We start from the raw sequence: 18923 nt of genomic DNA on the forward strand, positions 1-18923 counted from the left end.
CGGTGCGGGTGGCGAACGCTCAGCCGAACGCGTACGCCACCGTCGTCGCCGCTCCCAGCGCCGCGCCCGCCGCGGTCTGCGCGACCGTGTGGTAGCCGAGGGCCACGCGCGACCAGCAGACGGCGACCGTCAGCGCGTACGCGGCCAGCCACCACGGCGTGTGCACCACGGCGAGCAGGCAGACCACCGCCGAGGCCACCGCCGAGTCGACCGAGATCTTCCACACCGTGTTGACGGCCAGCAGCCCGATCGTCATCACCCAGAGCGCGAGCATCGCGACGAGGATGCCGTGCGGAGCGTTCCCGAGGACCATCACCACCGAACCGGCCCCGATGGAACCGAGGATGACGAAGAAGATCGGCGCCCGCTTCGTCCGGTCCACGACATGGCGGTCACCCCAGGTGCCGCGCCCGCGCTCCCACTCGATGTACCCGGCCGGGATCAGCCCGGCGCAGAGCGCGCCGAGGAAGCCCCAGAGCAGCCCGGTCCAGTCACCGGCGGCGGCGAGTCCGATGCCGAGCATGCCGGCGAGCAGAGCGTTGCGGGGCTGGAGGACGTCGGTGACGGTCCGCGCGAAGGTGGTTTCGTCAGCGGCGGCGGTGGTGGTGCTCATGAGGTCTGCTCCGTCGTCTCCGGTGTACGGGTGGCCGCCGCCGCGAGCACCTCGCCGGCGCGCTCCGCCGTGACCGTCCGGTACGCGGCGGCGACCCGCTCCAGCCGGGCCACCTCGCCGTCCTGGTCGGCCGCCTGCTGGGCCGCCACCGCGGCCGCCGGGCCCGCAGGCGCTCCGGACTCCTTGGCCAGCAGCGCGGCCCGGATCCAGTACGCGTCGCCGAGCGCACCGGCCCGGTGGCCATCGGCCGTCTCCCGCGCGGCGGCCTCCTCGGACGCGGCGACCAGCTCGTCGGGGACGTAATGGCGCAGCTTCTCCACCGCGTCCGCGATGTCGGCGGCCCACCGGTCGATCCGCAGGTCGGCCGGCGCGTTGAACCGGGTCAGCTCGCGGGTGAGAGAGGCGGGCGGGTCGAAGGGCTGGTCGGGGAAGGACGCCATCAGCTCGTACCAGAGGGCGTGCAGCCGGACCTGGGCCCGCCACAGCCGCACCCGGCGTGCGCCGGTGCTGAAGGCGGGGACGGATGCACCGAGCGCGAAGAAGGCGAAGAGGACCAGCTGCGCGGCCTCGGTGACCTGGTCGAAGCGGAGCGCGAACGCCTCGCTCGGCTCGTCCACCACGCTGATCCAGAGGAAGAGGGTCCGGCTGACGGTGTAGCCGACGCCGATGAACATCGCGAACGTCATCATCCCGAGCCCGACGCGCAGATGGCGCCGTTGCGCGTCGGCGGTGGCCAGCGCCCACTGGAAGGCGCAGACGGCGGAGGCGGCGCCGAGGTAGAGGTAGAAGACGCTCATGTAGAGCGTGGCGCCCCACTCGCCGGCGTGGTCGGAGACGAAGCGGTCGGAGGGGACGGAGCGGTCGACGACGGTGAAGAAGAGGACGGTCAGCAGGACCAGCGTCGCCACGGAGGCCTTTGCCGCGACCTGCTGGACGAGCCGCGCGAACCGTACGTGGCGCGGGACGGCGCCCGCTTCCGGGTAGCTGCCGTAGATGGCGACGATGTAGCTGAGGATGGCCAGAATCGCCACCGTCGCGGTGTAGTGCTTGATGAGTACGGCGAGGTCGGTTATGGCGCTGTTGTTGAGTCCGGTGCGCACGGCCTCGGTCTTGGTCCACAGCGCGAGGGCGAATCCGGCGTAGCAGCCCCACAGCGCTCGCCGTCTGCGGTCCTCCTCGTCTCCCCACAGGGCAGCGGGCATACGCCACAGGGCAACGGCCGTCATCAGGCCGGCTATCAGGTAACCGGCGAGGTCGAGGGGGGTCACAGCGGTCTTCGTCCTCGGGTGTCAGGGGCGCGGTGGGGCGCGAGCGGGGTGGTGGCACGTGTCAGGTGACGGTTCACGCGTCGCCGGAGGACCCCCGTCGCGGGAACAGTCCGCGCCGGCGGTGGGCCACCGGGCGGGACAGGGAGTCGGTCAGCCGCCCCACCATGTCATCGGTGGCCAGGTCCCGCGCCATCCGGGGGATCAGGGAGGCACCGAATTCGGCCATGCGTTCGTCGTGGGTGGCGTACTGTGCGCGGGCCTGCACGGTGGAGCCGCCGGCGGCGAAGGACGCGGCGGCCTCCGGCGAGATCATGCGGGCGATCAGCGAGGTGTCGAAGACCGGGAGCAGCGTGCGCAGTTGCTCGGCGTCGAGGGTCGTGCCGTGGTCGAACCACTCGTGGCACAGCTCGTGCAGGATGACGTGCTCGGTCTGGTACGCGGTCGGCCTGCGGCGGTAGAGGACGAGGCTGGTGGAGCCGGCCTTCAGGCGCAGTCCGCAGGCGGCGTTGACGCGGGCGAGGTGGTCCGGCATCTCGTGCAGCCGGATGGTGCGGCCGCGCGCCGCCTCCATGTTGGCGACCAGGCCGGTCAGCGAGAACGGGGCCGGGATGGGCAGGTCGGCGAGCTGTGCCTCGCACTCTTTGCGCAGCTTCCGCAGGGACATGACACCGACGCTACGTGCCCGGCGGGCGGTTCCGCGAGGGCTCCCGCGATGTCTCCCACGAGGCCTCGTCCGGGTTCTCCCGCGCCGCGTCCTCCAGCAGCGAGAGCGCGAACCGCAGCAGCTCCGGCGGCAGCCCCTCGTCGTCCAGCCCGCGGCCCGCCACTCCGCTGATCTCGCCGGTCCGCCGCTTGACCAGGAACTGGAGCCCCGCCACGACGTCGTCGACGACCTCGGACTCCTCCTTGAAGAACCGCCAGTCCACGCCGAAGCCCAGGCCGAGGGCCTTGAGGATCTCCTCGGAGGGCTGGGTGACCTTGCCGGCGAGGATGTTGGAGAAGTAGCTGTGCGAGAGCGAGCCGCCGCGCTCGCGCACCAGCTCCGCGAAGCACCGGCCCGAGATCTTCTGGCCCGGGAAGGTCCTCTCGACCATGTACTCGACTTTTTCCCGCAGCGAGTTCAGCGGAGGCGGGCCGGCCTGCTCGGGTGGTTCGTTCCGTTCCGTGCCGGGTTCGTCACCGTCGACCATGGCCATCCGGGCCTCCACGCTCACCTCGGAGTCGGAACTGAGCTTGCGCAAACACTCTACGTCACTGTTAACTCGAAAAAACACGGGCAGGGGACCACGAGGGGAGTCCCTTGCCCGTGATGATCGCCGCGCCGAACCGCTTCCGGAGGGGCCTGATCCGCCATGGACCGGCCGGAACCGGTTCCGGACAGGGGTGTAGCCCTTCACGACGGGGGATGCGTGAAGGGCTACGCGTGCATTATGGCCCCGCGGTCCGTCCCACGACAACTGACCAGTCGGTCAGTTCCACCCCCATCTCGGCCGACACGCCGCCGCCGGTGGCCGAAACCTGCTCCGGCCGCGATAGACATGACCTTCCCGGGCGATTAGGGTTTCTTCTGCAGTCAGGTGAAACAGCGGTACGCGGCAGAGGGGCATCCCGCAGGCGTACGGCGCCCCGGGCCCTCGGTCATGCGTGACAGAAGAGGTGCAGCTTGCCCCCGGAGACCCCCTCGCACGCCATGGACCGTCTCGATGACGACGACTACCCCGCCTACACCATGGGGCGCGCCGCCGAGATGATCGGAGCGACGCCGGGATTCCTGCGGGCGATCGGTGAGGCCCGGCTGATCACACCGCTGCGGTCCGAGGGCGGCCACCGCCGCTACTCCCGCTACCAGTTGCGCATCGCCGCCCGCGCCCGCGAGCTGGTCGACGCCGGCACGCCCGTCGAGGCCGCCTGCCGCATCGTCATCCTGGAGGACCAGCTGGAAGAGGCGCTGCGCCTCAACGAGGAGCTGCGCGGCTCCACCGAGCGCTGAGCGCGCCCGCGAACATATCTGCATTCGGCACCACAGAATTTCACTCAATGCGCGGTCAGGCTTTTTCGCCCGCCGTTTTGTTCCCTCGTTCGGCGTGATATTTCGTTCGGCCTCTCACGAAGCCGCCGTGCTACGGTTGATCTCAGTTGCAGTTGTGGTTCCCAAAAACTTTCAAGTTTTCCGGTGTTCTTCCGGACGGGGTAATCATCGCGGCGACGTGGGGTCCACACGGTGTGGGCCCGCGGGCACTGCCCATCCCCTAAGGAGATATGACATGGCTACTGGCACCGTGAAGTGGTTCAACTCGGAAAAGGGCTTCGGCTTCATCGAGCAGGACGGCGGCGGCGCTGACGTCTTCGCCCACTACTCCAACATCGCCTCCTCCGGCTTCCGCGAGCTGCAGGAGGGCCAGAAGGTGAACTTCGACGTCACGCAGGGCCAGAAGGGCCCGCAGGCCGAGAACATCACCCCCGCCTGATCACTCAGGTAGTTCTGCGCAGCTGGGGCCCGCACCTTGGGGTGCGGGCCCCAGCTCGTTGCTGTCTCCGGGGCTCGCCGAGCGCGCCCCCTGCCGAAGCCGCGTCCGGTGCACACATTCCCGGCGGCCGGGCTTCGCTCTCCCGCTTTGTCATTTCATCGGCTCGTTCTTGCGATTCTGGGTGCCGTTCACGGCCGCTTCCCGAAAAAGAATCCCTCGATACGTGCCCCATCGAGGAAAGGTTCTGCATGAACCGCGAACGTGCCCCCCGCTCGAACGACCGATTCGCCCGCACCCGCTCCGGCGGCCCCTCCGGCGCCCGCAGCGGCGGCGCCCCGCGCTACTCCGGTGGCGGCGAGCGCCGCGCCGCCGGGTTCGGCGGCGGCCCGAAGCGCTCCGGCGGCTCCAGTCGTCGCAGCTCCGCGCTGAAGGGCGAGTTCGCCCTGCCGGTGACCATCACCCCGGCGCTGCCCGCCGCCGAGACCTTCGGCGAGCTGGAGATGCCCGCCGCGCTCAAGGCGGCGCTCACCGCCGAGGGCATGACCGTCCCGTTCCCGATCCAGGCGGCGACCCTGCCGAACTCGCTGGCCGGCCGTGACGTCCTGGGCCGTGGCCGCACCGGCTCGGGCAAGACCCTCGCCTTCGGCCTGGCGCTGCTGGCCCGTACCGAGGGCCGCCGCGCCGACGCCAAGCGTCCGCTGGCCCTGGTGCTCGTACCGACGCGTGAGCTGGCCCAGCAGGTCACCGACGCGCTCACCCCGTACGCCCGGCCGCTGAAGCTGCGCCTCGCCACCGTCGTCGGCGGCATGTCCATCGGCCGTCAGGCGAGCGCGCTGCGCGGCGGCGCCGAAGTCGTCGTCGCCACGCCGGGCCGGCTCAAGGACCTCATCGAGCGCGGCGACTGCAAGCTGGACCGGGTCACCATCACCGTCCTCGACGAGGCCGACCAGATGGCCGACATGGGCTTCATGCCGCAGGTCACCGAGCTGCTCGACCAGGTGAACCCGGACGGGCAGCGGATGCTCTTCTCGGCGACGCTCGACCGCAACGTCGACCTGCTCGTCAAGCGCTACCTCAACGACCCGGTCGTCCACTCCGTCGACCCGGCCGCCGGTGCCGTCACGACGATGGAGCACCACGTGCTCTACGTCCAGGGCGCCGACAAGTACGCCACCACCACGGAGATCGCCGCCCGCGACGGACGCGTGATCATGTTCCTGGACACCAAGCACGCGGTGGACAAACTCACCGACCACCTGCTGCACAGCGGTGTCCGGGCGGCCGCGCTGCACGGCGGCAAGTCCCAGCCGCAGCGCACCCGCACGCTGGACCGGTTCAAGACCGGGCACGTCACGGTCCTCGTCGCCACGAACGTCGCCGCGCGCGGCATCCACGTCGACAACCTGGACCTCGTCGTCAACGTCGACCCGCCGAGCGACCACAAGGACTACCTGCACCGCGGCGGCCGTACGGCCCGTGCCGGTGAGTCCGGCAGCGTCGTCACGCTGGTGCTGCCGAACCAGCGCCGCGAGATGACCCGGCTGATGGCGGACGCCGGGATCACCCCGCAGATCGCGCAGGTCCGCTCCGGCGAGGCCGAGCTGAGCCGGATCACCGGCGCGCAGGCGCCCTCGGGCGTCCCGGTCGTCATCACCTCCCCGCCCAAGGAGCGCTCCGGCCGCGGCGGCGGCGGCGCGTTCATGGGGCGCGGCACCAAGCGCGGCGGCGGGGCCCCGGCCCGTCGCGGCCGCGGTCCGGCCGTGCCGACGCCGGACGCGCGTGCGGCCGCCTCGCAGCGCCGGGCCAACCGCGCCGCGTAGCCCGCGTGGGGCGGCGGTGTGTGCCGCCGCCCTCCGCCGTACGGCTCCGCCGTGCGGTCTCCCGAGCCACTCGACCCCTGTTGAGGACCCATGCGCTGTGTCATCGCCCGTTTCCCCTTCGATCTGTTCAAGAACGAGGTGGAGGACTCGATGAAGGGCATCAAGCCCGAGCCCGTCACCGGTGACGCGGTGGTCATCAGCCGCCGGGTCTACCCGGTCAAGCAGGTCGGCGAGGTGATCACCCGGCAGGACCGGCGCGACTTCTCCTCCGCCGAGGTGGTCCGGGCGCTCTCCAAGCTCGGCTTCACCTGCCGTACGGCCGAGACGGCCGCCGCCCCGGCCGCCGCTCCCACTCCGCTGGAGACGGCGTCGGCACTGCTCGGCACCCCGGCTGCGGGACCCGGTCCCGCACAGAGCCTCTGAGCGGTCACTCGGGAACGGGCGGCCGCTGCCTGGCCCACTCCAGCCGGGGCTCCAGCAGCGGCCGCAGCAGACTCCGTACGTACGGAGTGCAGAGCAGGGTCACCATGACCGCCGCGCCCGCCGTGACGGCGACCGTGCCGAGGGCCGTGTCGAAGAACGGCCGTTCGTAGAAGCCGCCGTAGCGCAGGGCCCGGATGACGAAGCCGTGCAGCAGGTACCCGTACAGCGTGCAGGTGCCGAGCGCCGTCATCCAGCCGCGGCCCTTCGGCACCCAGGCCAGGAAGCACGCGCCGAGCACGACGGCCGCCACGAACAGCAGGAGCGTGGCCGTCGGCCCGGTCCACTCGGCGGTGTCCATCTCGCGGGCGCTGTTCTTGCGGAAGAACCACGAGGTCGAGGTCCGCGGCACCAGCCAGTACGCGATCAGCAGCCCGAGCGCGAAGACCGGTACGGAGACGACGCGCACCCACGTACGCCGCAGGAACGCGAAGTGCTCCGGCCGCAGCCGCAGGCCCAGCACGTAGAACGGCAGGAACTGCAGGATGCGCTGGAGCGGCAGGTTGCCGTCGGCTGCGGGTGACACGGTCGCCACGGCGGCGACGGCGAGCGAGACCAGCACCGGCGCGCGGACCGCCTGCCAGACCGGCGTGGAGAGCCGCCAGAAGAACAGCGCCGGCAGGAACCACAGCAGCCAGTAGGGCTCCAGCAGCGAGAGCGGGAGTTCCGGGTCGCGGGTCAGCCGGTGGAAGGCCGTGTAGAGCAGCTCGAAGATCAGATACGGCACCAGCAGACTGGTGATCAGCTTCCACACCCGGTCCGGCCGCAGCTCGAAACCGCGCGAGAAGTAGCCCGCGATCAGGATGAACACCGGCATGTGGAAGGTGTAGATCAGCGTGTACGCGGCTTCCACCAGCCGCCCGCTCGGCAGCGGCTCCCACGCGTGCCCGACCGCCACCAGCACGATCGCCAGGTACTTCGCGTTGTCGAAGAAGTGGTCGCGGCCGTCGTCGGGCGGCTTGCCGGTCTCCGTGGTCCCGGCGGCGGCGGTGGGGCGCGGCTGCTCGGAGGTGAGGGGCGAAGGCATCCTGACACCCTAGGAGCGGCTGCCTTTGCCCGTCATGTCGTCGGTCACCCGTACCGGTGACCGCTCGGACGTCTGAGCGCCTCGCTGGTGCGGTCGCTCGGCTCGGGCCGGGCCAGTTCGCCGAGCGGACCGCCGTACTCCACCTCCGGCGCGGGAGAACGGGTGACGCCGGCCGGGTGTCATAGCGGCTGATTCCGGGACGTTCCTTGCTATACACGAGCGATGGAGCACCCCGGGACCCTCGTCCTGATCATGGCCCTGGCGGTTCTCGCGCCGCTGCTCGGCTATGCGACCGGACGGTGGCTGTCGGTCCCCGTCGTCATCTTCGAGATCGTGCTCGGCATCCTGGTCGGGCCCGATGTGCTCGGCTGGGCCCACCACGACCAGGTCATCGACACCCTGTCCGACCTCGGGCTCTCGATGCTGATCTTCCTCGCCGGGTACGAGATCCGGTTCGCCGAGGTCCGTGGCGACACGCTGCGAAGGGCCGGCGGGGCGTGGATCCTCTCGTTCGCCGTCGGGCTCGGCATCGCGCTGCTGCTCGGTGGCGCGGACGTCGCGAAGAGCCTGGTGATCGGCACCGCGCTCACCAGTACGGCGCTCGGCGCGGTGCTGCCGATCCTGCGGGACTCGGGGCGGCTGGAGGGCAGGTTCGGGTCGGTGGTGATGGCGTTCGGGTCGGTCGGTGAGTTCGGGCCGATCGTGGCGATGGCCCTGCTGTTCAGCGGGCGGAGTCCGGGCGCGGCGAGCGTGGTGCTGGCGGTGTTCGCGGTCGTCACGGTGGGCGCGGTGTTCTGGGCGATGCGGCCGAGGCCGCCGTGGTTCGCGCGGATCATCGCCATGACCCTGCACAGCAGCGGCCAGTTCGCGGTCCGCTTCGTGATGCTGCTGCTCGCCGGGATGCTCGGCCTGGCGCATGTCTTCGGGGTGGACACGCTGCTCGGCGCGTTCGCCGCCGGGATGCTGACCCGGCTGGTCCTCCAAGGTGCGGTGCCGGAGCGCAGCGGCGAGATCCTCGGCAGGATCGAGGCCATCGGCTTCGGCTTCCTGGTCCCGTTCTTCTACGTCGTCACGGGCATCGACTTCGACCTCGCGGCGCTCCTGGACGGCGGCCGGCCGCTGTTGCTGCTGCCGGTCTTCCTGCTGCTGTTCCTGCTGGTGCGAGGCGTGCCGGCGTACCTCCTGGCCCCGCGCGACCTGACCGGGCGCGCTCCTCGGTCCGCGCTCGCGCTGTTCTCCGCCACGTGTCTGCCGCTGGTGGTGGCGATCACCGCGATCGGCCTGGACGAGAAGGTGATCGGTGCGGGAGAGGCGGCGGCGCTGGTGGCGGCGGCGATGGTGTCGGTGCTGGTCTTTCCGCTGCTGGCGTTCCGGCTGCTGCGGAGGGAGGCGGACGGTGCGGACGCGGGTGCGCCGAGCCGAGCGGCGGAGAGCGGGGAGGCGTGGTGAGGGCCCGCTGTGTCTAGGGCGCGTCCTCCTCCGTCGGGACGCAGAGCACCGGGATCGGGGACATGTGCAGCAGCTTGTGCGGGGTCGAGCCGAGGAGGGCGCCGCGCATCGGGCTCTCGCCCCAGGTGCCGACCACGATGACCCGGGCACCGTGCCGCTCGGCCGCGTCCAGGAGGGCCTGCGCCGGGCTCTCGTCCAGCACCTCCACACTCGCCGGTACGCCGGCCTCCTCGGCGGACGTCAGCGCGTGCTCCAGGCCGGTGCGGCCGGCCTGCCGGATGGCGTCGTAGTGGCTGCGGTACTCGGCCCCGTCGCGCAGGCCCGGTGCGGCGGCGCCGTAGACGAGGACCAGCTCCTCGCCGTACGCCGCCGCCACCTCGATCGCGATACGCAGGGCGCGGGCGGCGCCGGGGGACTCGTCGTAGCCGAGGACGACCGACATCTCAGCGTTCCTTCCCGTCGGTGGACTTCCCGTCGGTGGGCTTCCGGCTCGGGGCGTGCACCAGGTCCGGATCGGCGACGCTCGGCCGCTCCTGCCAGAACACCGCGTCGCGCAGCCGCCACACCACCATGAGGACCACGCCGACGAGTGAGATCACGATGCCGATGACGAGCGGTGGGCCGAGGCCGAACCAGGAGGTGCCGCTGTAGGAGTTGGCCGGATCGGACATGTCCATCACCGACCGCACCAGCAGCCAGGCCAGCAGCCCGGCGCCGACCACCGGGCCGAGGCCGATGAGGACGAAGTTGCGCACGCTCTCGGTCAGATGGCGCCGGTAGTAGACGGCGCAGGCCACACCGGTGAGCGCGTAGTAGAAGGCGATCAGGAGAGAGAGCGCGGTGAGCGAGTCGAAGAGCGCGGTGGTGGAGATCTGGTTGACCACCAGGTACCAGACGATGGCGATCGCGGCGACCCACCACGTACTGACGTCCGGCGTACGGAACCGCGGGCTGATGTGCCCGAAGTGGCGCGGCAGCGCCTGACGCCGGGCCATGGACAGCGCGGTCCGGGACGCCGGGATGATCGTGGTCTGCGTGGAGGCGATCGCGGAGGTGGCGACGGCCAGCAGCAGGATCCAGTCCCAGCCGCCCAGCACGTCCCCGGCGAGCTGCGCGAAGATGAACTCCTCCTCCTCCGCGTTCTCCCCCAGGAACGCCGTGCCCGCGAACGCGACCACCGCCACGGCCACCGACAGGTAGGTCACCAGGAGCACCACCGTGGACCAGAGACCCGCCCTGCCCGGCGCGCTCGCCGAGTCCTCGGTCTCCTCGGTGAGGTTGACCGCCGACTCCCAGCCCCAGTAGATGAACACGCCGAGCAGCAGCCCGCCGGTCAGCGCGGCACCGCCGGCGCCGAACGGGTCCAGCCAGCCGATGGACGGCTCGATGGAGTCGAAGCCGGTGGTGCCCGCGTACACCCGGTAGAGCGCCACCACGACGAAGACCAGCAGGAACGCGATCTGAAGGAGGATCAGCACGTTCTGCACCTTGGCCGACAGCTCGGTGCCGATCACACAGAGGCCGGTCATCACGATGATCAGCAGCACGGTGAGCGGCTGCCGGACGAAGTCGTCGGCGACCCAGCCGTCCAGACCCACCGCCAGCAGGGTGAAGCTCACCGCCACATCGGCCAGCGAACCGACGACCAGCACGCCGGTCATGGTGATCGCCCAGCCGCCGAGCCATCCGGCCCACGGTCCCATCGCCCGGGTCACCCAGGAGAACGTCGTACCGCAGTCCTGGTCGACCTTGTTGAGGTAGTAGAAGGCCGAGGCGATCAGCAGCATCGGGACGAAGGAGGCGAACATGACGCCCGGCGCGTAGATGCCGACCAGGGCCACGATCGGGCCGATCACGGCGGCCAGCGAGTAGGCCGGTGAGGTCGCGTTGAGGCCGATGACGAGGGCGTCGACGAAGCCGATGGCGTTCGGCTTCAGGCCGACCGCAGAGCCGTCCTGCCGTCCGCCCTCCCCGTCCTGCACAGCGTCGTGGGCCATGGCTCCTCGATCCGGCCGGGCTCGCCGCAGGGCGCGGCGGATGATCCGGATCTCATCGTAAGAACAGCCGTCCCGGTGCGCATTCCGGACGAAAAGCCGCCACCGGGCGAAGGTCACCCGGTTGGCCAGCTCCTCTGCGACACCCCCGATCAGAGCGCAGGGTGGAGTCCATGTGGTCCCGCCGAATCGTCCTGGGCACCCTGCTGCCGCTGATGGTCCTCCTGGCGTTCCAGGACGGCCCGGCCTCCCACGAGCAGCGGCGGGAGATGGCCACCGGACCGAGGCCGCCGCGCGGGCTCCCGCAGCCCGCCGTCATCAGCCGCCAGGAGTGGCACGCGGACGAGGGCCTGGTCCGGGAGCGCCCGCAGTACACCGGCGCGGCGAAGGCGGTCTTCGTCCACCACACCGGCAACCCCAACGACTACGACTGCGCGGAGGCCCCGGAGCTGATCCAGGCCGTCCAGAGCGACCACGTGGAGAAGGACGGCTGGGACGACATCGGCTACAACTTCCTCGTCGACCGCTGCGGCACCATCTACGAGGGCCGGGCCGGCGGCGTCGCACGGTCGGTGCTCGGCGCCCACACCAAGGGGTTCAACGCGGACACCGTCGGCATCGCGGCCATCGGCACCTTCGGCGAGGGCACCGAGGTGCCGGAGCCCATGATGGACGCGCTGGTGGAGCTGGCCGCCTGGAAGCTGCGGCCCGGCGTCGATCCGCTGGCCACCGTCGAGCTGGTCTCCACCAACGCCGAGAGCCGCTTCGACGAGGGCCAGGTGGCCCGGCTCCACGTCATCTCCGGCCACCGTGACAGCTACGAGACCCGCTGCCCCGGCGATGTGCTGTACGGGCTGCTGCCGGAGTTGCGCGAGCGCGTGGCCCGGCTCCGGGACACCGCCCCGGGCAGCGCGGCGGCGCCGAGGCTGCGGCCGTACTTCTGAACCGACATTGCCGGGCTAGCGCGCCACGAACTGGGTCAGTATCGCCTGCACCTCGTAGATGTCGACGCCCTTCGTGAACGTCTTCTGGAGCGGCGTGGGGTTGCCGGATATCCAGATCTTCAACTCCGCGTCCAGGTCGAACGTCCCGGCCGTCTCCACCGCGAAGTGCGTGATGCTGCGGTACGGCACGGAGTGGTACTCGGTCTTCTTGCCGGTGATGCCCTGCTTGTCGACGAGGATCAGCCGGCGGTCGGTGAACAGGATCGTGTCGCGGATCAGCAGGAAGGCGGCGTGCACCTGCTCGCCCTGGCCGAGGAGGCGCTCGTAGTCCTGCTGGGCGGTGGCCGGGTTGATCGTGTGCGCGTTGCCGAACAGTGCCATGGATTGCCCCGTCTCTCGGATCTGTCGTACATGAGTACGCGTAGGGCAGTTGTTCTGGTTCCCGCCGGTGCCGGCGCCATGCTTTCGGGTGAGCTGAGGCGGTTTCGGGAACCCGGCCGGTCTCAGAGCGGGACCACCGTCACCTCGGTCGCCTTCACGCCCGTCCAGACCTCGGTGCCGTCCGCGATGCGCAGCTCGGCCGCCGCCTGCGGCGTGATCTCCGCGACCAGGTCCGGCGCCCGGTCGGAGGTGATGAGGAGGCGGAGCCGGCTGCCGCCCGAGGTGATTTCGCGGACCGTTCCGGGCCAGACGTTGCGCGGTGAGCCGGTGGGCTTCTCGCGGTGTACGGAGACGGCTTCCGGCGCGATGACCGCGAGGGCCTCGGTGCCCGGCGCGAGGGGCTCGGCGACGACGAGGTGGCCGCCGTCCGCCAGGTCCAGGCCGTCGGCGGTGGCGGTGCCGGGCCAGGCGTTGCGGCCGAGCATCCGGGCGACCCACGGCGAGCGCGGGTGGCGGGTCAGCTCGGCGGGCGGCTCGTCCTGGAGGACCCGGCCGTCGTCCAGGACCAGGACCCGGTCGGCCAGCGAGACCGCCTCGACCGGGTCGTGCGTGACGATCAGGCAGACCCCGCCGAACTCCGCGAGGTGCCTCCGCAAGGTGTGCCGGACATGGGCCCGGGTCGTCTGGTCGAGCGCGGCGAGCGGTTCGTCCAGCAGCAGCAGGCGCGGGCGGGCCGCCAGCGCGCGGGCCAGGGCGACGCGCCCCGCCTGGCCGCCGGAGAGCTGGCCGGGCCTGCGGTGGGCCAGGTGGCCGACGCCGAGCCGGTCCAGCCAGGACTGCGCCTCGCGCCGGGCCTCCGCACGCGGGACGCCATGGGTGCGGAGCCCGTACGCCGTGTTGGACAGAGCGCTCAGGTGCGGGAAGAGCGCGCCGTCCTGCGGGACCCAGGCGACGCCGCGGCGGTGCGGCGGAAGGTTCGTCACCTCGCTGTCGCCGAGGCGCAGTTCGGCGTGCGCGCGCGGTGTGAGGCCGAGGAGGGCGCGGAGGAGCGTGGTCTTGCCGGCGCCGTTGGGGCCGACGACCGCGAGGGTGGTGCCGGGGGCCGCGTCCAGGGTGAGGCGGGTGAAGCCGGTGACGTCGGCGTGCAGCGGCCAGCGTTCCTGAGGGGCCGACTCCGTTACGTACGACGGTGGTTCGGGCAGGACGTCCGTACCCGTCGGCTCCTCCGGGCGCGGTGCGTACCGCTCGCGGTGGTCGCCCGGTGTGCCGGTCCAGCGGCCGCGCAGCGCGATCAGCACGATCATGGCGATGGCCAGGAGCAGCAGCGACACCGAGGTGGCCGCCTCCGGCGACTCCTGGAGCAGCAGATAGACCTGGAGCGGCAGGGTCTGCGTGGTGCCCGGAAGGTTGCCGGCGAAGGTGATGGTGGCGCCGAACTCGCCGAGCGCCCGCGCCCAGGTGAGGGCCGCTCCGGCGATCAGGCCGGGAGCGACCATCGGCAGGGTCACGGTGAGGAACACCCGTACCGGAGAGGCTCCGAGCGAAGCGGCGGTCTCCTCGTACCGAGGACGCAGGCCACCGAGCGCGCCCTCCAGCGAGATGACGAGGAACGGCATCGCCACGAACGTCGCCGCCAGCACCGCGCCCGAGGTGTGGAACGGCAGCGTGATCCCGAACGTGTCCTCCAGCCACGGCCCGAGCAGCCCGCGCCGCCCGAACGCCAGCAGCAGCGCCACTCCGCCGACCGTCGGCGGCAGCACCATCGGCAGCAGCACCAGTGAGCGCACGAACGCCTTGCCCGGGAACGGCACCCGGGCCAGCAGCCAGGCCAGCGGCACGCCGAACAGCAGCGAGAGGCCGAGCGACCAGAGCGAGACGAGGAGCGAGAGGCGGAGCGCCTGCGTGGTGGGCTCGGCGCTGAGGTGCGTGGAGAGTTCGCTCCAGGAGGTACGGGCCAGGATGCCGACCAGCGGCAGCATCAGGAACGCCACGGCCAGCAGCGCGGGCACCGTCAGCAGGAGCGGGGCGCGGGCTCCGGGCGTACGGCGGAGTGCCGGTCGTTTCATGGATGACCTCGGCTGCTGGAAGTGAGGGGCCCGTTGGACGGTCCGGGCCCCTCGGCGTGTGCGGCGGTGCGGTTACGGCTGCTGGAAGCCCGCGCCCTGGAGCATCTTCTGCGCGGCGGACGTGGAGAGCCAGGCGACGAACGCGGCGGCGGCCTCGCTGTGCTTCGACCCCTTCAGTGTGGCGGCCGGGTAGGAGGCGACGGCGTTCTCCGCGTCCGGGATGCCGATCGCGTCGACCTTGTCGGGCGCGGTCTCGGCGTCCGTCCTGTAGACGAGCCCCGCGTCCGCCTCGCCCAGCTCGACCTTGCTGAGGACCGCGCGGACGTTGGGCTCCTGCGAGACCGGCTTCACCGCGATCTTCTGCGCGTCGAGGATCTGCTTGCTGTACCGGCCCACCGGCACCTCGGGAGCGGCCAGGACGACCTTCAGCTTCGTGTCGGAGAGGTCCTTCAGGTTCTCGACCTTCTCCGGGTTGCCTTCGCCGACGGCGATGACGAGGCGGTTCTCGGCGATGACGGTCGGCGTGCCGGTCTCGCCGGAGAGGCCGTCCATCGTCTTGGTGTCGGCGGTGACCAGAGCGTCGGCGGGCGCGCCCTGCTTGACCTGCGCGGCCAGCTCCTGGGACCCGGCGAAGGAGAACGTGACCTTCGTGCCCGGGTTCTCCTTCTCGTACGCCGCTCCCGCCTCCTTGAAGACATCGGTCAGCGAGGAGGCGGCCAGCACGGTCAGATCGGCCTTCGGCGCGCCTGACGCGGAGTCGGAGGGCTTGGCGCCGCTGCCGCTGTCCGTCTCGCCGGAGGAGTCGTCGCCGCAGGCGGCGAGCGGGACGAGGAGCGCGGCGGTCAGGACGGCGACGGCGGTGCGGCGGCGGGTGAGCAGGAGGGACATGAGGGCGGGACTCCTTGGCTGCGGGCCCGATCGGCCGGAAGCCGTCCGGGCAGGGACGAGTTCGCGCGGGGCGCGGGGAGGTGGTGCGGGCAGCACGAGGTGGCCCGGTCGACGCCGTCGTCGGCCGGGCTTCAGGTGCGGTCGATGTGCACGCTGGTCGACTTCACGCGGGCGGTCGCCTGCATGCCGACCTCCAGACCCAGCTCCTCGACCGCCTCCCGGGTCAGGAGCGAGACGAGCCGGTGCGGGCCGGCCTGGATCTCGACCTGGGCCGCGACATCACCGAGCTTCACGGCGGTGACGATGCCCGGGAAGGCGTTGCGCGCCGAGGTGTACGGGGTCTCCTCTTCGCCGGCGGTGCCTTGGCCGACCTCGATCGAGAAGGCGGCCAGCGCACGGCCGTCGATCAGCCGGCGGCCGGTCTCGTCGCGATGGGTCGCGACCCGGCCGGCGTCCGCCCAGCGTCGGGCGGTGTCGGGGCTGACTCCGAGGAGGCGTGCTGCCTGACCGATTGTGTAGGACTGCATGCGCGACACGCTAGGCCAATCAGGCTCGCATTTACCATTCTCCAGACGATTGCCCATCGCAGATGCGAGCTTCTGGGAGAATCGTACGGAGCTTCTGGAGGCCGGGTCCTTGAGGCTCTCAGGCCGCCGGGCTCGTCGCCGGCATGTCGCCCTCGCGCTTCCGGGCGGGCCCGGAGCAGCGAAAGGCCGGGCATCGTGACGGGGAAACTCTTTCCCTTCACTTTGCCCGGCCATGACCCGCCGGTTTACTCCGCGGGCTTACCGTCAGATGGTTCCTCCGCGCTCTTCCCGGTGTCCTTCTCCGGCGGTGGGCGCTTGATGCTGAGAACGACCGAGGCCGTCAGAATGACCACGATCACCGCCAGGCTGATCGGCGAGGGAATCTCCGGAATGGAGGTGCTGATCATCTTGTGCGATGCCTGGAGGACGAGCTTGACCGCGATGAAGGCCAGGATGATCGCGAGGCCGGTGCTCAGGTAGTGGAAGCGGTCCAGCAGCCCCGCCAGCAGGAAGTACAGGGCTCGGAGGCCCAGGATGGCGAACGCGTTGCTGGTGTAGACGATGAACGCGTCGTCGCTGACCGCGAGCACGGCCGGCACGCTGTCGACGGCGAAGAGCAGGTCGGCCGCCTCGATGGCGGCGACCACCGCGAGCAGCGGTGTGGCGACCCGCTTGCCCTCCTCCTTGATGATGAAGTGCGTTCCCGCGTACTCGTCGCGGACCGGCATGATCTTCCGCAGCATGCGCACCGCGAAGCTCTGCCCCGGGTCGAAGCTGTCCTCCTCGTCCTTGAGGATCTTCCAGGCGCTCCAGAAAAGGATCGCGGCGAAGAGGAAGAGGACGAAGGTGAAGCGGTTCACGACCGCGACGCCGGCCGTGAGGAAGATCGCGCGGAACACCAGAGCGCCGATGACGCCGTAGAACAGCACGCGGTGCTGATATTCGCGCGGAACCTTGAAATAGGCGAAAATCAGCGCGAAGACGAACAGGTTGTCGACGGAAAGGCTCTTTTCCAGCAGCCATGCCGTCGTGTATTCCGTACCGGCGGTCGTGCCGAGTACGAAGAAGACGACCACGCCGAAGATGAGCGCGAGGCTCACCCAGAGCGCACTCCACCAGGCTGCTTCCTTGAACCCGATGACATGCGCGTTGCGGTGGGCCAATAGGTCGACTGCGAGCGAGACGACCACCGTTACGGCGAACGCTGCCCAGAGCCAGAACGGTACATCCACGCCCGGGACCTCCCCTGTTGATTGTTACGAGTGTGACTGGTCGGGCCCAGGAGTGCGAGGGGTTGTGCGCCGACCGGCTGCCGTGACCGAGGCTATCGGCTCCGCGTCGAGGAAGGATGGATCGGCCGTCCGGGTGGCGGCCGCACCGGAGTTGAGCAGGGCTTTTCTCACCCGCAGGGCCGCCCCGGGACGGCGTACGACCGGCCTCGCCCAGGCCTGGACGGCCTGATCCAATTCGTTCTCCGGAACGACCTTCTGGAGCACGGAGAGCGCTTGCGCCTCGGTCGTGTCGAACGCCCGTCCGGTTCGCGGCCGACTGCCTGGAGTCCTCCTGCGCGTCCGACGGCCCGTCAGACCCGGAAGACGTCCAGGAACGAGCTCCACCAGCCCTTCTGCTTCTTGGCCGGCTCCGCAGCGTGACGACCGGCGGGTGCCGGCTGGGGCGCCGCGTTCCGGTACGGGTCGGGCAGCTGCGCCGAGGTCGGCGCCGGCGGCTGGGTGGTCGCCGCGGTGCGGCGGGCGGCGGTCGGCGTGAACCGTACGGGCAGCGCGATCAGGGCCCGGTGGAAGGGGCCGGGACGCCAGCCGACGCCCGAGGCCGGGACGGCCAGCGAGAGGTCGGGCACGGTGTTGAGGATCTTCTCGATCGCGGTCAGCGCGATGAGCGTGGCGGGTGACTTGGCCGGGCAGACGTGCGGGCCCGCGCCCCAGGCCAGGTGCGCGCCCTTGCTCAGGGTCTGGCGGGCGTCGGTGAGCGAGGGGTCGCTGTTCGCGGCGGCGAAGCTGATCAGGACCGGGGTCTCCGCCTTCAGCACCACGCCGTTCAGCTCGATGTCCCGTACCGGGTAGTGCGTCGCGTAGTTGGCGATCGGCGGGTTGTTCCACAGGACGTCGTCCAGCGCGTCCTCCACGAGCATTCCCGAACCGCGGCGCTCGGGTCCGCCCGCCTGGTCACCGGCGAGCATCAGCAGCAGCGCGTTGGCGATGAGGTTGCGCTCCGGCTCCACACCGGCGCCCATCAGCACCACCAGCTGGTCCTTCAGCTCCTCGTCCCGCAGCCCGGCCGGGTGCTGGATCAGCCAGGAGGTGACGTCCTCACCAGGCTGACGCCGCTTGAGCGCGACCAGCTCCATCAGGCACTCGGTCAGCTCCGCGTTGGCGCGCAGCACGTCCTCGCCGTCGAAGATGGCCGACATCGAGCGGGTCAGCCGGTCGCCGATGTCGCCGGGGCAGCCGAAGATCTGGTTGAACAGCAGCAGCGGCAGCAGCTTGGCGTACTCGTTGAGCAGGTCGGCGGTGCCGCGCTCGATGAACTGGTCGATCAGGTAGTCGGCGATCCGCTCGACGTCCCGGCTCAGCCTGCTGCTGTTGAGCCGCGCCAGCGACTCGGTGACCGCCTTGCGCAGCCGCAGGTGCTCGGCACCGTCGGTGAACAGGCAGTTGGGCCGGTACACCATCATCGGCAGCACCGGGCTGTCCATCGGTACGGCGCCTTCGCGCAGCGCCGCCCAGCGCCGCGAGTCCCGGGCGAAGAGCGCCGGGTTCTGCAGCACCCGCAGCGCCGCCTCGTGCTGCACGATCAGCGTGGCGTCCACGCCGGGCGCCAGCTCGATCGGCGCGGCGGGACCGTGCGCCCGGAACGCGTCGTACACGCGGTGCGGGTCGGCGGCGAACTCCGGACCGTACAGCGAGGTCTGCTGCCGGCTCATCGGGCACCCGGCGGGCGCGCTGTACGGGGTGGCTCCCGGCGACGGGTCCATGTTCGG

Annotated in this window: 19 protein-coding genes and 1 pseudogene; 6 read left to right on the forward strand and 14 right to left on the reverse strand. The window is 70.9% G+C overall.

Translation table 11 applies throughout. From position 1 onward, the window contains the following. Nucleotides 1-19 precede the first annotated feature (19 nt). The 4 genes from ABZ267_RS05805 to ABZ267_RS05820 form a co-directional block, all read right to left on the reverse strand. Nucleotides 20-613, reverse strand: coding sequence for a hypothetical protein (locus tag ABZ267_RS05805; RefSeq protein WP_356749921.1), 594 nt, complete (start codon nucleotides 611-613; stop codon nucleotides 20-22). Then, nucleotides 610-1881, reverse strand: coding sequence for an MAB_1171c family putative transporter (locus ABZ267_RS05810; protein ID WP_356749923.1), 1272 nt, complete (start codon nucleotides 1879-1881; stop codon nucleotides 610-612). Before ABZ267_RS05810 ends, ABZ267_RS05805 begins: the two co-directional genes overlap by 4 nt. 73 nt (nucleotides 1882-1954) lie before the next feature. Continuing rightward, nucleotides 1955-2545 carry a toxin gene (locus ABZ267_RS05815; RefSeq protein WP_356749925.1) on the reverse strand — a complete coding sequence of 197 codons (591 nt, stop codon included), beginning with the start codon at nucleotides 2543-2545 and terminating at the stop codon, nucleotides 1955-1957. Between the two features lie 10 nt (nucleotides 2546-2555). Next, complete coding sequence (locus ABZ267_RS05820) at nucleotides 2556-3122, reverse strand: hypothetical protein (RefSeq protein WP_356749927.1); 567 nt, start codon at nucleotides 3120-3122, stop codon at nucleotides 2556-2558. Between the two features lie 422 nt (nucleotides 3123-3544). On the opposite strand from ABZ267_RS05820, the gene ABZ267_RS05825 reads away from it, so the two are divergent. The 4 genes from ABZ267_RS05825 (at nucleotide 3545) to ABZ267_RS05840 (ending at nucleotide 6592) form a co-directional block, all read left to right on the forward strand. Further along, nucleotides 3545-3871, forward strand: coding sequence for a MerR family transcriptional regulator (locus ABZ267_RS05825; protein ID WP_356749929.1), 327 nt, complete (start codon nucleotides 3545-3547; stop codon nucleotides 3869-3871). A gap of 274 nt (nucleotides 3872-4145) precedes the next feature. Beyond that, nucleotides 4146-4349, forward strand: a complete 204-nt coding sequence (locus ABZ267_RS05830) for a cold-shock protein (RefSeq protein ID WP_018522223.1) — start codon at nucleotides 4146-4148, stop codon at nucleotides 4347-4349. A gap of 248 nt (nucleotides 4350-4597) precedes the next feature. Further along, entirely contained in the window at nucleotides 4598-6169 is a 1572-nt protein-coding gene (locus tag ABZ267_RS05835) for a DEAD/DEAH box helicase (protein WP_356749931.1), read from the forward strand. Nucleotides 6170-6259: 90 nt separating this feature from the next. Then, nucleotides 6260-6592 (forward strand): SCO5918 family protein, encoded by a 333-nt coding sequence (locus tag ABZ267_RS05840; protein WP_356749933.1) that lies wholly within the window; start codon nucleotides 6260-6262, stop codon nucleotides 6590-6592. 4 nt (nucleotides 6593-6596) lie between these two features. Here ABZ267_RS05840 and ABZ267_RS05845 read toward each other — a convergent pair whose 3' ends face one another. Then, entirely contained in the window at nucleotides 6597-7676 is a 1080-nt protein-coding gene (locus ABZ267_RS05845; protein ID WP_356749935.1) for an acyltransferase family protein, read from the reverse strand. A gap of 222 nt (nucleotides 7677-7898) precedes the next feature. On the opposite strand from ABZ267_RS05845, the gene ABZ267_RS05850 reads away from it, so the two are divergent. Further along, on the forward strand, nucleotides 7899-9125 hold the full coding sequence (locus ABZ267_RS05850) for a cation:proton antiporter (protein ID WP_356749937.1): 1227 nt from the start codon (nucleotides 7899-7901) through the stop codon (nucleotides 9123-9125). A gap of 13 nt (nucleotides 9126-9138) precedes the next feature. Here ABZ267_RS05850 and ABZ267_RS05855 read toward each other — a convergent pair whose 3' ends face one another. After that, entirely contained in the window at nucleotides 9139-9567 is a 429-nt protein-coding gene (locus ABZ267_RS05855; RefSeq protein ID WP_356749939.1) for a universal stress protein, read from the reverse strand. Between the two features lies 1 nt (nucleotide 9568). Beyond that, the gene (locus tag ABZ267_RS05860; RefSeq protein ID WP_356749941.1) at nucleotides 9569-11122 is read right to left on the reverse strand and encodes an APC family permease; all 1554 of its coding nucleotides are present in this window, start codon (nucleotides 11120-11122) and stop codon (nucleotides 9569-9571) included. Between the two features lie 170 nt (nucleotides 11123-11292). Here ABZ267_RS05860 and ABZ267_RS05865 point away from each other — a divergent pair, with 170 nt between their 5' ends. After that, on the forward strand, nucleotides 11293-12063 hold the full coding sequence (locus ABZ267_RS05865) for a peptidoglycan recognition protein (RefSeq protein WP_356749943.1): 771 nt from the start codon (nucleotides 11293-11295) through the stop codon (nucleotides 12061-12063). A gap of 15 nt (nucleotides 12064-12078) precedes the next feature. Here ABZ267_RS05865 and ABZ267_RS05870 read toward each other — a convergent pair whose 3' ends face one another. The 7 genes and pseudogenes from ABZ267_RS05870 to ABZ267_RS05900 all read right to left on the reverse strand — a co-directional run bounded on the left by ABZ267_RS05870 (nucleotide 12079) and on the right by ABZ267_RS05900 (nucleotide 18917). Then, entirely contained in the window at nucleotides 12079-12444 is a 366-nt protein-coding gene (locus ABZ267_RS05870; RefSeq protein ID WP_018514034.1) for a PH domain-containing protein, read from the reverse strand. A gap of 122 nt (nucleotides 12445-12566) precedes the next feature. Then, a complete protein-coding gene (locus ABZ267_RS05875) occupies nucleotides 12567-14510 on the reverse strand; it encodes an ABC transporter permease (RefSeq protein WP_356749945.1) in 1944 nt (647 codons plus the stop codon). 72 nt (nucleotides 14511-14582) lie between these two features. Beyond that, on the reverse strand, nucleotides 14583-15398 hold the full coding sequence (gene modA, locus ABZ267_RS05880; RefSeq protein ID WP_356749947.1) for a molybdate ABC transporter substrate-binding protein: 816 nt from the start codon (nucleotides 15396-15398) through the stop codon (nucleotides 14583-14585). A 131-nt stretch (nucleotides 15399-15529) separates the two neighbouring features. Further along, nucleotides 15530-15925: a helix-turn-helix transcriptional regulator gene (locus ABZ267_RS05885; protein WP_356364204.1), complete on the reverse strand. Its 396-nt coding sequence runs from the start codon at nucleotides 15923-15925 to the stop codon at nucleotides 15530-15532. Nucleotides 15926-16170: 245 nt separating this feature from the next. Further along, nucleotides 16171-17157 (reverse strand): TerC family protein, encoded by a 987-nt coding sequence (locus ABZ267_RS05890; protein WP_356749949.1) that lies wholly within the window; start codon nucleotides 17155-17157, stop codon nucleotides 16171-16173. Nucleotides 17158-17181: 24 nt separating this feature from the next. After that, nucleotides 17182-17463, reverse strand: a pseudogene (locus ABZ267_RS05895) (enoyl-CoA hydratase/isomerase family protein); the annotation flags it as partial. A 44-nt stretch (nucleotides 17464-17507) separates the two neighbouring features. After that, nucleotides 17508-18917: a cytochrome P450 gene (locus tag ABZ267_RS05900; RefSeq protein WP_356749951.1), complete on the reverse strand. Its 1410-nt coding sequence runs from the start codon at nucleotides 18915-18917 to the stop codon at nucleotides 17508-17510. Nucleotides 18918-18923: the final 6 nt, after the last annotated feature.

It is taken from the genome of Streptomyces sp. NPDC006174 (assembly GCF_040614075.1).
Lineage (GTDB): Bacteria > Actinomycetota > Actinomycetes > Streptomycetales > Streptomycetaceae > Streptomyces.

Excerpts from the sequence above, each read along its gene's own strand:
- ABZ267_RS05805 (WP_356749921.1), bottom strand. The coding sequence starts at position 613 with ATGAGCACCACCACCGCCGCCGCTGACGAAACCACCTTCGCGCGGACC.
- ABZ267_RS05815 (WP_356749925.1), bottom strand. The coding sequence starts at position 2,545 with ATGTCCCTGCGGAAGCTGCGCAAAGAGTGCGAGGCACAGCTCGCCGAC.
- ABZ267_RS05830 (WP_018522223.1), top strand. The coding sequence starts at position 4,146 with ATGGCTACTGGCACCGTGAAGTGGTTCAACTCGGAAAAGGGCTTCGGC.
- ABZ267_RS05835 (WP_356749931.1), top strand. The coding sequence starts at position 4,598 with ATGAACCGCGAACGTGCCCCCCGCTCGAACGACCGATTCGCCCGCACC.
- ABZ267_RS05840 (WP_356749933.1), top strand. The coding sequence starts at position 6,260 with ATGCGCTGTGTCATCGCCCGTTTCCCCTTCGATCTGTTCAAGAACGAG.
- ABZ267_RS05845 (WP_356749935.1), bottom strand. The coding sequence starts at position 7,676 with ATGCCTTCGCCCCTCACCTCCGAGCAGCCGCGCCCCACCGCCGCCGCC.
- ABZ267_RS05850 (WP_356749937.1), top strand. The coding sequence starts at position 7,899 with ATGGAGCACCCCGGGACCCTCGTCCTGATCATGGCCCTGGCGGTTCTC.
- ABZ267_RS05855 (WP_356749939.1), bottom strand. The coding sequence starts at position 9,567 with ATGTCGGTCGTCCTCGGCTACGACGAGTCCCCCGGCGCCGCCCGCGCC.
- ABZ267_RS05860 (WP_356749941.1), bottom strand. The coding sequence starts at position 11,122 with ATGGCCCACGACGCTGTGCAGGACGGGGAGGGCGGACGGCAGGACGGC.
- ABZ267_RS05865 (WP_356749943.1), top strand. The coding sequence starts at position 11,293 with ATGTGGTCCCGCCGAATCGTCCTGGGCACCCTGCTGCCGCTGATGGTC.
- ABZ267_RS05870 (WP_018514034.1), bottom strand. The coding sequence starts at position 12,444 with ATGGCACTGTTCGGCAACGCGCACACGATCAACCCGGCCACCGCCCAG.
- ABZ267_RS05875 (WP_356749945.1), bottom strand. The coding sequence starts at position 14,510 with ATGAAACGACCGGCACTCCGCCGTACGCCCGGAGCCCGCGCCCCGCTC.
- modA (WP_356749947.1), bottom strand. The coding sequence starts at position 15,398 with ATGTCCCTCCTGCTCACCCGCCGCCGCACCGCCGTCGCCGTCCTGACC.
- ABZ267_RS05885 (WP_356364204.1), bottom strand. The coding sequence starts at position 15,925 with ATGCAGTCCTACACAATCGGTCAGGCAGCACGCCTCCTCGGAGTCAGC.
- ABZ267_RS05900 (WP_356749951.1), bottom strand. The coding sequence starts at position 18,917 with ATGGACCCGTCGCCGGGAGCCACCCCGTACAGCGCGCCCGCCGGGTGC.